14 protein-coding genes are annotated in these 12126 nt (G+C 70.0%); 5 read left to right on the top strand and 9 right to left on the bottom strand.

What is annotated here, in order from left to right; genetic code table 11:
• Positions 1–121: 121 nt before the first annotated feature.
• From IEY70_RS07470 to IEY70_RS07455, 4 genes are all read left to right on the top strand, one after another.
• Positions 122–817, top strand: coding sequence for an SCO family protein (locus tag IEY70_RS07470; RefSeq protein WP_189064379.1), 696 nt, complete (start codon positions 122–124; stop codon positions 815–817).
• Positions 818–893: 76 nt separating this feature from the next.
• Positions 894–1889 (top strand): Holliday junction branch migration DNA helicase RuvB, encoded by a 996-nt coding sequence (gene ruvB, locus IEY70_RS07465; RefSeq protein WP_189064378.1) that lies wholly within the window; start codon positions 894–896, stop codon positions 1887–1889.
• Positions 1890–1911: 22 nt separating this feature from the next.
• Entirely contained in the window at positions 1912–2271 is a 360-nt protein-coding gene (locus IEY70_RS07460; protein WP_189064377.1) for an ArsC/Spx/MgsR family protein, read from the top strand.
• Entirely contained in the window at positions 2268–2648 is a 381-nt protein-coding gene (locus IEY70_RS07455; protein WP_229777730.1) for a DUF1801 domain-containing protein, read from the top strand. Before IEY70_RS07460 ends, IEY70_RS07455 begins: the two co-directional genes overlap by 4 nt.
• On the opposite strand, the gene IEY70_RS07450 is transcribed toward IEY70_RS07455, so the two are convergent.
• The 8 genes from IEY70_RS07450 to IEY70_RS07415 all read right to left on the bottom strand — a co-directional run bounded on the left by IEY70_RS07450 (position 2645) and on the right by IEY70_RS07415 (position 9533).
• The gene (locus IEY70_RS07450; RefSeq protein WP_189064376.1) at positions 2645–3187 is read right to left on the bottom strand and encodes a dihydrofolate reductase family protein; all 543 of its coding nucleotides are present in this window, start codon (positions 3185–3187) and stop codon (positions 2645–2647) included. The genes IEY70_RS07455 and IEY70_RS07450 overlap by 4 nt on opposite strands.
• An 11-nt stretch (positions 3188–3198) precedes the next feature.
• On the bottom strand, positions 3199–5244 hold the full coding sequence (locus IEY70_RS07445; RefSeq protein WP_189064375.1) for a molybdopterin oxidoreductase family protein: 2046 nt from the start codon (positions 5242–5244) through the stop codon (positions 3199–3201).
• 72 nt (positions 5245–5316) lie between these two features.
• Positions 5317–5982 carry a Type 1 glutamine amidotransferase-like domain-containing protein gene (locus IEY70_RS07440; protein WP_189064374.1) on the bottom strand — a complete coding sequence of 222 codons (666 nt, stop codon included), beginning with the start codon at positions 5980–5982 and terminating at the stop codon, positions 5317–5319.
• Positions 5979–6359, bottom strand: a complete 381-nt coding sequence (locus IEY70_RS07435) for a VOC family protein (protein ID WP_189064373.1) — start codon at positions 6357–6359, stop codon at positions 5979–5981. Before IEY70_RS07435 ends, IEY70_RS07440 begins: the two co-directional genes overlap by 4 nt.
• Entirely contained in the window at positions 6359–6766 is a 408-nt protein-coding gene (locus tag IEY70_RS07430; RefSeq protein ID WP_189064372.1) for a VOC family protein, read from the bottom strand. Before IEY70_RS07430 ends, IEY70_RS07435 begins: the two co-directional genes overlap by 1 nt.
• Before the next feature lie 295 nt (positions 6767–7061).
• On the bottom strand, positions 7062–8171 hold the full coding sequence (locus IEY70_RS07425; protein ID WP_189064371.1) for an oxidoreductase: 1110 nt from the start codon (positions 8169–8171) through the stop codon (positions 7062–7064).
• Between the two features lie 251 nt (positions 8172–8422).
• Positions 8423–9250: a 2,5-didehydrogluconate reductase DkgB gene (dkgB, locus tag IEY70_RS07420; protein ID WP_189064370.1), complete on the bottom strand. Its 828-nt coding sequence runs from the start codon at positions 9248–9250 to the stop codon at positions 8423–8425.
• A gap of 82 nt (positions 9251–9332) precedes the next feature.
• Positions 9333–9533 (bottom strand): hypothetical protein, encoded by a 201-nt coding sequence (locus tag IEY70_RS07415; RefSeq protein ID WP_189064369.1) that lies wholly within the window; start codon positions 9531–9533, stop codon positions 9333–9335.
• 87 nt (positions 9534–9620) lie between these two features.
• On the opposite strand from IEY70_RS07415, the gene pnp reads away from it, so the two are divergent.
• A complete protein-coding gene (gene pnp, locus IEY70_RS07410; RefSeq protein WP_189064368.1) occupies positions 9621–11786 on the top strand; it encodes a polyribonucleotide nucleotidyltransferase in 2166 nt (721 codons plus the stop codon).
• Positions 11787–11873: 87 nt separating this feature from the next.
• On the opposite strand, the gene IEY70_RS07405 is transcribed toward pnp, so the two are convergent.
• A complete protein-coding gene (locus IEY70_RS07405; protein ID WP_189064367.1) occupies positions 11874–12113 on the bottom strand; it encodes a hypothetical protein in 240 nt (79 codons plus the stop codon).
• Positions 12114–12126 lie beyond the last annotated feature (13 nt).

Below are 12126 nucleotides of genomic sequence, written 5' to 3'. Positions count from 1 at the left end.
GAGAGGGCGTCCCTTTCGCGTTGTGTGGGAGGCATCGTGTGGGCGGCAGGTCGGCGCTGCCTGCGTCCTGCTCCCCCGCCGTGGGACACGCCACCCCGCGCCTCTCCCCTACCCTGCGGGCATGACGGTTTCGCGTTGGTTGACGGCAGTGCTTCTGGTGGTGGCGGCGGCGCTGGCGGGACTGCTGGTGTACCGGCAGGTGACACCGGGCGTGCTGGGCGGGGACGCGCTGGACGTGCCGCTGGCCCTGCCCGCCCTGCCGCTGGTGGATGACCGGGGGGCGACGACGACGCTGGCCGCGTCGGACGGGCGGGTGCGGCTGGTGTTCTACGGGTTCGTGCGCTGCCCGGACGTGTGCCCGGTGACGCTGGCCAGCCTGAAGAACAGCCTCGCGGCGCTGTCGCCGGAGCAGCGCGGGCGGGTGCAGGTGCAGTTCGTCACGGTGGACCCGGCGTTCGACACGCCGGACGTGGTGCGGGCGTACCTGGACCGCTTTGATCCGGCGTTCACGGGCCTGACCGGGAAGGCGGCCACCATCGACGAGGCGGCGCGGGTGATGTTCGTGGCGAACGTGGCGCCCATGCCGGCCGGGGATCACAGCGCGCACATGGGCGGCGCGGCGCAGGGCGCGGGGGGAGCGCAGAACGCGGCGGCGGTCGGTGCGGGTGCGTCGGCGGCGGCGCGGCTGCACGGGGATCAGGTGAGCGTGGTGGACGGCCGGGGGCGGTTCGTGCGGGTGTACGGGAACGGGGCGGTAGTGGACGGCACGCTGGACCGTGACCTGCCGGGCCTGATCCGCGAGTACGCAACCCCGTGACGCGCGGCCGGGACGCGGCCGCCCGGCTGAAAAGACCGTATTCCGCTAGCAGCGAAGTTGCGATACACTCTCTGTTATGACCGAACCGCTCGACGCTGCCCTGCGTCCCAAGACCCTGACCGAGTACGTGGGCCAGGAGAAACTCAAGGACAAACTCGGCGTGTACCTGCAGGCCGCGCGGGGCCGCAAGGAAGCGCTGGACCACACCCTGCTGTTCGGGCCGCCCGGACTGGGCAAGACCACCCTGGCGCACATCATCGCCGCCGAACTGGGCGTGAACATCCGCGTGACCTCCGGCCCTGCCATCGAGAAACCCGGTGATCTGGCCGCCATCCTCACGAACAGCCTGGAGGAAGGCGACGTGCTGTTCATCGACGAGATCCACCGCCTGGGCCGCGTGGCCGAGGAACACCTGTACCCCGCCATGGAGGACTTCAAGCTGGACATCGTGCTGGGCCAGGGACCGGCGGCGCGCACCATCGAGCTGCCGCTGCCGCGCTTCACGCTGGTCGGCGCGACCACCCGCCCCGGCCTGATCAGCGCGCCCATGCGCAGCCGCTTCGGGATCATCGAACACCTGGAGTACTACACGCCCGAGGAAATCGCCCAGAACCTGACCCGTGACGCGCGCCTGCTGGGCTTCGGCCTGAGCGACGACGCCGCGCTGGAAGTCGGGGCACGCTCACGCGGCACCATGCGCATCGCCAAGCGCCTGCTGAGGCGCGTGCGCGACTACGCCGACGTGGCAGGCGAGACCACCATTGAACTGGGCCGCGCGCAGGACGCCCTGGACCGCCTGGGCCTGGACAGCGCCGGCCTGGACGACCGCGACAAGAAGTACCTGGAAACCCTGATTCACCGCTTCGCGGGCGGCCCGGTCGGCGTGGACACCCTGGCCACCGCCATCAGCGAGGACGCCCTGACCCTGGAAGACGTGTACGAACCGTACCTGATCCAGCTGGGCTTCATCAAACGCACGCCACGCGGCCGGGTGGCGACCGCGCACGCCTACGACCACCTGGGCCTGCCCGTCAGTGGCGCGGACGGCGACCTGGGCTTCTACACCAACTGAACGCCTCCCCTACACTTGAGGCATGAGTGAGTTGCAGGTACAGGTGTTCGGCACCCGCAAGAGCAAGGAGACGCGCGCCGCCGAGCGGTTCTTCAAGGAACGCAAGATCAAGATTCACTTCGTGGACCTGAACGAGCGGCCCATCGCGAAGGGCGAGCTCGGCCGGTTCGTGCAGAAGTTCGGCCTGAACGCCCTGCTGGACCTGACCGGCAAGGCGTACGAGCGCAGCAACCTCGCGTACCTGCGCACCACCGAGGACGGCGTGATCGCCAAGGTGATCGAGGACCCGGCGCTGCTGCGCCTGCCACTGGTGCGGGCCGGGAAGCACCTGACCGTCGGAGAGGACCTGGAAGGCTGGAAGGCCATGCTGGCCGGATCGTGACCCACCCCGACCCGGTGACAACCGACTGGCGGGGCGACACCCTGCGCCACGTGCGGGGGCTGATCCGGGAAGCGCTGCCCGGCGTGCAGGAGAGCGTGAAGTGGGCCAAACCCACCTCGCCCGGCGTGCCGGTCTGGGAGCACGCAGGGATCCTCTGCACGGGCGAGAGTTACGCGCGGGCCGTGAAACTCACGTTCCCGCGCGGGGCCAGCCTGCCCGACCCGGCGGGGCTGTTCAACGCCAGCCTGGACGGAAAGGTGCGCCGCGCCATCGACCTGCACGAAGGGGCCGCCCTGGACGACACTGCGTTCCGCGACCTGATCCGCGCTGCCGCCGCCGCGAACGAGCAGGCGCAGGCGGCGCGCAAACGCCGTTAGCCGTCCGGCGCGGCCGTCGGCCCGTACGTGAGGAGCAGCACGCCCGCGCCCAGTGAGCGGGTCTCCAGCAGGGTCAGGGGCAGGTGTTCCAGCGTGTCGAGAAGGCGCTTGCCGCGCCCCAGCACGACCGGGAAGACCATCAGGCGCAGTTCGTCCACCAGCCCACGGCGCAGGAGCGTCTGGGCGAGGGTGCCGCTGCCGTACACCAGCAGCGGGCCGCCCGGCTGCGCCTTGAGCGCCTGCACGTCTGCCAGCACGTCCGGCCCGAGTGAAGTGGCGTTCCACGCCAGCGGGCCGGGGCGGGTGGTCGCCACGTACTTCGGCAGGGCGTTCATGCGGTCCGCGAACGCGCCCGTCGCGGTCGGCCAGTACACGGCGAATTCCTCGTAGGTGGTGCGGCCCAGCAGCAGCGCGCCGCTGGCGAACAGTTCGTCGCGTTTGAACGGCCCGTCGTCCGGGTCGTACGGGGCGCGCCACGGCGAGTGTTCCTCGTAGACGCCGTCCAGGGACACGAACTCGGTGACGATCAGGGGACGCATGCGGTCTCCCCTCAGCCCTGCGCGGGCTCGATGCGGATACGGGTGTTGTGGAAGGTGCTCCCGCCGCCCAGGTCGGTGAGGGTCTGCGCGGTGAGCTCGTTGATGCTGCGCCCGTCCGGCGCGCTGAGGCCCCACCACGTGCCCTCCAGGATGGCCGCGCCGGGCTGCGCGGCGTCCGTGACCTTCACGCGGCGCTGCACGCTGCCGGTCTCGCTGGTCAGCGTGGCGAGCGCCCCGTCAGTCACGCCGGACGCCTGCGCGTCACTTGGGTGCAGCAGCAGGTGCGGTTCACCACCCTCGGCGCGGTTCAGGTTCGCCAGGTTGCCGTACGTGCTGTTCAGGAAGTGATGCGCGGGCGGCGTGAGCAGCCGCACCGGGTACTCGGCACTCAACGCCGCCAGGGGTTCACGGTGGGCGGGCGCGGGGCTGAGCTGCACCCGCCCGCTGGGCGTCTCCGCGCCGTGCGCGTACGGCAGGAACCCCTCGGGGAGGTTCAGGCGGACGCTGCCCTCGGCCTTCAACCTCTCGGGCGTGATGCCCGCCACGAGGGGGTGGTCGGTGGTCAGCAGCTCGGCCAGCAGGTCGTCCACCGTCCAGTACACGCTGGGCTCGGTGACGCCCAGGCGGCGCGCGAGTTCCTGGAACACCCAGGAGTTCGGGCGCGCCTCGCCGGGGGCGTCCAGCGTGGCGGGGTTGTAGCCCAGCCAGTGGTGCCCGTAGCTGGTGTACACGTCGGCGTGCTCGGCGAAGGTCGTGGCGGGCAGCAGGTAGTCGGCCAGCCGCGCCGTCTCAGTCATCGCCTGTTCCAGCACGACGACCAGCAGGTCATCGCGTTGCAGGCCCGCGCGGACCCGCCCGGCATCCGGGGCGACGACCGCCGGGTTGCAGTTGTAGATGAACGTCGCCCCGAAGCCCCGGTCCGGGTGCAGGGCGGCGGCGTACTCGTTCATGTTCACGCGCGCCGCGTCCGGGCGGATCAGGTGCGCGGCCCCCAGGCGGGCGCGGTTCAGCCGGAACGCGCCGCTGGTGCTCAGGGTGCAGCCTCCACCCCGATGCCGCCAGTCGCCGGTCAGGGCGGGGATCAGCGTCACGGCGCGGAGGTTCGTGCCGCCGTGCTCGTGGCGGGTCATGCCGTACCCCACCCGGAAGTACGTGGGCCGCGTCGTGCCGACCGCGCGGGCGAACGCACGGATCACGTCCGCGTCCAGCCCAGTCACCTGCGCGGTGCGCTCGGGGGTCCACTCGCGGGCCGCCTCACGCAGCTCCTCCACGCCGGTGGTCGCCTCGGCGATGTACGCCTCGTCCGTCCAGCCGTGCGCGAACAGTTCGTGCATCACGCCCAGCGCCAGCGCGGCGTCCGTGCCGGGCCGGATCTTCAGGTGCTCGTCCGCGAACGCCGCCGTGCGGTTGCGGTACGGATCCACGCACACGATCCGCGCCCCGGCCTTGCGGGCCGCCGTCAGGTGCGGCGTCAGGTGACTGTTCGTGCTCAGGGAATTGATGCCCCACAGCACGATCAGCCGCGCGTGCGCCACGTCCGCCGGGTCCACCCCGAAGCGCGTGCCGTAGCCCAGGCTCCAGGCCTCGGTGCCCGCCGTGGCGCAGATCGTCTCGTCCAGTTCCGGGGCGCCCAGCGCGCGGAACAGCGCGTGCACGTGCGTGCCCTCCATCAGGCCCATGGTCCCGGCGTAGTTGTAGCGCAGGATGCTGCCCGGCCCACGCGTGTCCAGCAGGGTGCGCAGACGCGCGGCGATGTCGTCCAGCGCCTCGTCCCAGGTCACGCGCGCCCAGACCGGCTCGGCGTCCGTCTTGGCGTTCACGCGTTTCAGGGGGTACAGCGGCCGGTCCGGGTGGTTCGCGCGGGCCGGGTAATGCACGGTCTTGGCGCACGCGAAGCCCTTCGTGACCGGGTGCGCGGCGTCCCCCGTCACCTTCAGCATCCGCTCCGGCCCGCCCGGCGCGGCGCGGCCCACCGTCACCTTCAGGCGGCAGGCGTCCGGGCAGTCCAGCGGGCAGGTGAGCAACACATCACGCGAAAGGGAATCGGGCGCGGTCATACCGGGAGAATACGCGCCCCCGCACCAAGTCGGGAGGGCCGGTTCAGGCGGACGGAGGCGGTGAGGTGGCGATCACGGGAACGCCCGCCACTCCCCTTCCGAGATGACCTGGGTGACGCCGTCCACGATCCGCAGGGCGCTCTGGTCGTCCAGGGCGTAGGCGGGCCCGCCGATCTGCGCGGCCCAGGCCTCGGCGTTGGGCATGCGGTTGTCGGGGAAGTCCGGGTAGTTCAGGTGCGGGAAGATCGAGACGTCCACGAGGCCCAGCCCGCGGTCGTCACCGTCCGCCCCGGCCCACGAGACGAACTGCGAACCGACGCGGGGCGTCAGGGCCATGCTGCCCGCACTGACGCCCACCCAGACGGTGTCCTTGAGCTCGGGGAGCAGGTCGGCCAGCCCGGACTGGCGCAGCCAGTGGGTCAGGAAGGTCGCGTCGCCGCCGTCCACGAGCAGCACGTCGGCGGCGCGCACCCACGCCTCCCACTGCTCGCGGGGGCGGTGCGGCAGCGCCAGGAGTTCCAGCAGGCCCACGCTGGCCCAGCCCAGGTCCACCATCGGGGCGGGGCTGCGTCCGGCGACGAAACGCCACGCGGTGTCGGGCGTGCACCAGGGGTGGCCGTGCTGCGCGGTGGGAATGCACAGCGCCCGGCACTCGGCGATGGGTCTGCTCAGCATCTCCACGAGCGCGGCGTGAATGCTGGCGTTCGTGACCCCACCGGAGGTCAGCAGCAGCTTCATGGGGAGCGGGGCAGGTTCACCTGCCAGGACACGCCGTGCGGGTCGTTCAGCCACGCGAAGCGGGTGCTGAAGCCGTAGTCGTCCGGGGGCATCAGGTACGCGCCGCCCGCCCCGAGCGTGTCGCACACCCGGTCGAATTCCTCGCAGGTGTCGCAGTCGAGGAACAGGGACGTGGACGGCGTGAACGTGAAGGCGTGCGGGATGGGCGAGTCGGTGATGCGCACGCGCTGCCCGCTCAGTTCCAGTTCGGCCATCTGCACGCGCCCGTCTGGGGTGTCCTGGCGGTGCAGGAGGCGCGCGCCGGGCAGGGTGAGGTACAGCGCCAGGGCGGGCGTGGCCTCACCCTGAAACATCAGGAAGGGCGTGACGGCCCGCATCAGCGGGTGGCGGGGAGGACGTTCATCATCCAGTGGTGCCCGTAGCGGTCGGTCAGCTGCCCGAAGGTCCCTTCCCAGAACGAGGGGCTCAGGGGGTGCGTGACCGTGCCGCCCTGCGCCAGCGCGTCGAAGACCTGCCGGGCGTGTTCGAGGTCGTGGCTGGTCAGGGCCAGGGTGACGCTGTGGGTGCGGCCCACGTCCTCGGTCATGTCCGAGGCACTCAGGGTCAGGGCGCCGCTGGTGAGGCTGCCGTGCAGGATGCGGTTCTGCTTGTCAGGGGGGAAGTGCGCGGCGACCGGGGATTCCGCGATGGTCATGAGGTCCAGGGTGCCGCCCAGGCAGGACCGGTAGAACTCCAGGGCCTCACGGGCCTGTCCGTCAAAGCCGAGGTAGGGGTGCAGCTGCATGGGTGACCTCCCGGCGGGAGGACGTCCCGCCTGAATGTGGTGAATCTGACGATGCAGGATTAGCCTAGAACAGAATCAGCCTGATCGCAAGCGGTGACAGCAAACTGGGAGAGAAGCCCGCGCCGCCTCTCCCCAGCCTCATACGGACTCCGTTTATTTCGCCCTCCACCCGGAAGGGCGCCGGGTTGCCAACTCCACGTCCGGAACCCGCTTTTCTCCTACTCGCTCTTCTACGAAGCTCTACGAGTCCGCTCATATTGAATAGGCTGCAAAGCCCATTCAACCGGAATCCGTGTCAGACCGTGAAGGTCACGCCGGTCAGGCGTTCGGACAGCGCCCAGAGGTTCGCGGCGTCCTGCGTGTCGTGCGAGCGGGCGTTCGAGTCGACCTGCTGAGGGTTCCCGCCGAGTTGCAGCAGGCCGCTGGGGCCGTAGTACGCGCCGCCCGTCACGTCCGGGGCGGTCGCGGCGTACAGGCTGGGCAGTGCGCCCATCGCCTGCGGCTGCGCGAACAGGCGGTTGGCGAGATTCGAGCCCTGGCTGTCGCCCTGCAACCCGGTGGCGGCCCAGCCGGGGTGTGCGGCGACGGCCAGCACGTCCTTCCCGGTGGCGTTCAGGCGGCGTTGCAGTTCGTGCGTGAACAGCAGGTTCGCCAGTTTGCTCTGCCCGTAGGCGGGCATGGGTACGTAGGGCCGGGCATGCCAGTTGGCGTCCGCGAGGTTCAGCTCCCCGAAGCGGTGCGCCATGGAACTGACGGTCACGACCCGTGCGCCCGCCGTGCGCTCCAGCGTGGGCATCAGCTGCGCGGTCAGGGCGAAGTGGCCCAGGTGGTTCACGCCGAACTGCGTCTCGAACCCCTGCGCGGTGCGGCCCAGGGGGGGCACCATGATCCCGGCGTTGTTCACCAGGATGTCCAGCCGGTCGTACCGCGCCCGGAAGGCGTCCGCGAAGGCCTTCACGGAGTCCAGGTCACCCAGGTCCAGGGGCATCAGGACAACCTCGCCCTTCGGGTTCAGGGCGCGGATACCGGCGGCGGCCTTCTCTGCTTTCTGGGCGCTCCGGCAGGCCATGATCACGGTCGCGCCGCGCAGGGCCAGTGCACGCGAGGTTTCCAGGCCCAGGCCGCTGTTCGCGCCGGTCACGATCACGACCCGGCCGGTCTGGTCCGGCACGTCGGCTTCCGTCCACGCGCTGCCGGTCCGGCCCTTCAGGAGGTACGCGAGCGGCCCCAGCGTGTTCACGAACAGGCCCGCGCGCCACGCCGCCTTGCTGCCGCGCACGGCGTCCGGGCGGCGCAGGTTCAGGTCGGTCCACGCGGCGGCGAACAGGCCTGCCTGCACCAGTCCGGCCGTGATCAGGCCTGCTTTCTGAGAGGTGGAGAGGTCATTGAATCGCTTGATGGGCATGCCCGGCATCCTGGCAGGGTCAGATGAAGGCGTGGGTGCCGTTCACCTGAAGGAACGCTGGGAATCCGGGGATGCCCTTCCCGGCGGCGCGGTCATACGGACTGCCGTTTATTTCGCCCGCAGATCGGAACACCACCGATCTGCCAACTCCACGTCCGGAATCCGTTTCTCTCCTACTCTGCGGAGCAGCTCTACGAGTCGCATCCACTCGGACCCAGCGGGCTTTGCAGCCCATTCAATCGGAGTCCGTATCAGTCCCAGACCGGCCGGGCGCTCTCGGGGTTGGCGAGGCGCGCGGACTCGCCCTGCTCCAGCCCGGCGATGCGCGTCATGTCCTCGTCGGTCAGGCGCAGGGTCAGGGCGCCCAGGTTGCTCTGCAGGTTCTTGCGTTTGGTGCTGGACGGAATCACCGAGTACTCCTGCGCCAGCGCCCAGGCGAGCGCCACCTGCGCGGGCGTGGCGCGGTGCGCGCGGGCGATGTCCTGCATGACCGGGTCGTCCATGACCTTCCCGACCGCCAGCGTCATGTACGACGTCAGGTGAATGCCCTCGCCCCGCGCGAACTCCGCCAGTCGGCGGTTCTGGAGGTACGGGTGGATCTCCACCTGGTTCGTGGCGATGGGCACGTCACCCAGGATGGCGCGCGCCTGCTTCAGGCCCTCGATGTTGAAGTTCGACACGCCGATCTGCCGCGTCAGGCCCTGATCCAGCCCGTCCGCCAGGGCTTTCAGGTACTCCTCGGGTTTCACCGGGCCGTTCGGGACGGGCCAGTGGATCAGGGTCAGGTCCACCGATTCCACGCCCAGTTTCTCCACGCTGTCCTGCAGGCTGGCGACCAGACTGCTGCGGCTGTAATTGTCGGGTTTGATCTTGGTGGTCAGAAAGAGTTCGTCACGGTGAATGCCGCTCTCGGCCAGCACCTCGCCGATCTCGGCCTCGTTACCGTAGCCCTGCGCGGTGTCGATGGCGCGGTACCCCACGTCCAGCGCGGCGCGCACGGAATCCATCACGACCTGATTCTTCAGGCGGAACGTGCCCAGACCGAACTTCGGAACGGAACCAAACTTGTCGGTGCTCATACGGCGCACTATCCACCTGTGCGGGCCGGGAACTCAAGGTGCGCGCCGCGTGCATGAAGGGAGCGTGACGGGAGGCCTCCGGTCAGCGGTCACGCAACCGCCACAGCAACCGCAGCGAGAACAGCAGTCCGCCCACGACACTGACGGCGTCCCGGTGCAGCAGCAGTCCGGCCAGCAGCGCCAGCGGCCCGACCAGCCAGCCGGTCAGCCACACCCACGTCCGCCAGGGCAGCCGGACGCTGCCCAGCAGCTCGAACAGACCGTCGGTCAGCAGATCCCACATGGTAATCAGTACGCAGCGGCGGGCGGCCGAGTTGCGGGGCCGCGCCGCCCCGGTTCTCGCGTGTCCGGGCGGGATAGACTGCCCCCTATGATCGGAAAGACTTACAAGACGATGCTGGGTGACCGGGAACTGAGCATCGAGACGGGCAAACTGGCCAAGCTGGTCAGTGGCAGCGTGACCCTGCGCTACGGGGACACCATGCTGCTGGTGACGGCGCAGGCGCGCGAGGAGCGCAGCACGCTGGACTTCCTGCCGCTGACCGTGGAGTTCGAGGAGCGTCACTACGCGGTCGGGAAGATCCCCGGTAGTTTCCACCGCCGTGAGGGTCGCCCCGGCGAGAAGGCGATCCTGTCGGCGCGCATCACGGACCGGCAGATCCGCCCGCTGTTCCCCAAGGGTTACCGTCACGAGACGCAGGTGATCATCACGGTCATCAGCGCCGATCAGCAGAACCTGCCGGACGTGCTGGGGCCGATCGGGGCGTCGGCGGCGCTGAGCATCAGCGATATTCCCTGGGCGGGGCCGACCGCCTGCGTGCGTGTGGGGCAACTGGACGGTCAGTTCGTGCTGAACCCCACCGCCGATCAGCTGGAGCGCAGCACCCTGGATCTCGTGGTGGCGGGCACGCGTGAGGCCGTGATGATGGTCGAGGCGGGCGCACAGGGGGCCAGCGAGGAGGACCTCGTGGCGGCCATCGAGTTCGCGCACGCGGGCATGCAGGGTGTCATCGACCTGATCGAGACGATGCGCGCCGAGCTGGGTCAGGAGAAGTTCAACATTCTGGCCGAGGGTGACCTGAGCACCGACCTGGTGCCCGAGGTGGCTGAGGCCGCCCGCGCCGCCGGTCTGCGCGACGCGCTGCTGACCGTGAAGAAGAAAGACCGCAGCGCCCGCACGAAGGCCGTGCGTGACGCCGTGATCGCCGCGCGCGTGCCGAACCCCGACGCCGAGGGCGCCGCCGAGCAGACCGCGGCCCTGAAGGCGGCGTTCGGGAAGGTCGAGAAGCAGGAACTGCGCCGCCTGATCCTGGAAGACGACCTGCGCGCCGACGGCCGCAACAGCCGGACCGTGCGGCCCATCTGGATCGAGGCCCGCCCCCTGCCCCGCGCGCACGGCAGCGCGATCTTCACGCGCGGCGAGACGCAGGTGCTGGGCGTGGCGACACTGGGCACCGAGCGTGACAACCTGCTGGTGGACGACCTGACCACCGACGAGAACGACAAGTTCCTGCTGCACTACAACTTCCCGCCGTACTCCACGGGCGAGGTCAAGCGCATGGGCGGGCAGTCCCGCCGCGAGATCGGGCACGGGAACCTCGCCAAGCGCGCCATCCGCGCGGTCCTCCCGACCTTCGAGGAGTTCCCGTACGTGATCCGACTGGTGGGCGAGGTGCTGGAATCCAACGGCAGCAGCAGCATGGCGACCGTGTGCGCCGGAACGCTGGCCCTGATGGACGCCGGCGTGCCCATCAAGGCGCCGGTGGCGGGCGTGGCGATGGGCCTCGTGATGGAAGGCGAGAAGTACCGCGTCCTGACCGACATCCTGGGCCTGGAAGACGCGCTGGGCGACATGGACTTCAAGGTCTGCGGCACCGCCGAGGGCGTCACGGCCCTGCAGATGGACATCAAGGTGGGCGGCATCACCCCGCAGGTCATGCGTGAGGCGCTCGCGCAGGCCCGCGACGGCCGCCTGCACATCCTGGGCAAGATGGCCGAGGTGCTGGCCGCGCCCCGCACGGAACTCAGCCCGACCGCGCCGCGCATCGTGAGCCTCAAGATCAACCCGGAACTGATCGGGAAGGTCATCGGGCCCGGCGGCAAGCAGATCCGCGAACTGGAGGCCATGGGCGCCCAGGTCACGGTCGAGGAAGACGGCACCGTGCGCATCTTCAGCGCCGACGGCAGCGCCGCCGAGGCCGTGAAGGCGAAGATCGAGAGCATCACCCGCGAGGCGAAAGTCGGCGAGGAATTCGACGGCACCGTCGTGAAGACCGCGCCGTTCGGGGCGTTCGTGAACCTGTACCCCGGCCAGGACGGCATGCTGCACATCAGCCAGATGAGCGAGGAACGCATCAATGCCGTCGAGGACGTCCTGAACGTCGGCGACAAACTGCGCGTCAAGATCGCCGGAATCGACGACCGGGGCAAGATCGACCTGATCCGCCCGGAACTCGAAGGGAAGATCGCGCCCCGCGAACCCCGCGCGCCCCGCCCCGGCGGGGACCGTGGCGGCCGCCCGCCCCGCCGCGACTGAGGTTCATGGTTGAACGTTGATGGTTGATGGACGGGGGGCTGCGGCTCCCCGTTCTTCCATGACTAGCTTCTGTGGCCTGCTGCCGCCTCAGCGTTTCAGCAGGCGGCCCAGGACCAGCGCGGTGCCCAGGCCACCCGCGAGCAGCACCGCCAGCAGGGCGTACAGCGGCGCGCCCTGGGTCAGCAGCACGCCCATCAGCGCGAAGGTCAGCAGTTCGCCTGCCACGCCGGGCCAGGACACGCGCGGCAGGCTGCGGCCCAGCAGGATCACGCTGCTGAACGCCAGGGCGGCGGCCAGCAGCGTGATCAGCCAGTGCAGGAAGCTCATGCGCCCAGTGTAG

Source organism: Deinococcus seoulensis, from assembly GCF_014648115.1.
Taxonomy (GTDB): Bacteria; Deinococcota; Deinococci; order Deinococcales; family Deinococcaceae; genus Deinococcus; species Deinococcus seoulensis.
This window is presented reverse-complemented; position numbering and strand designations above follow the sequence as displayed.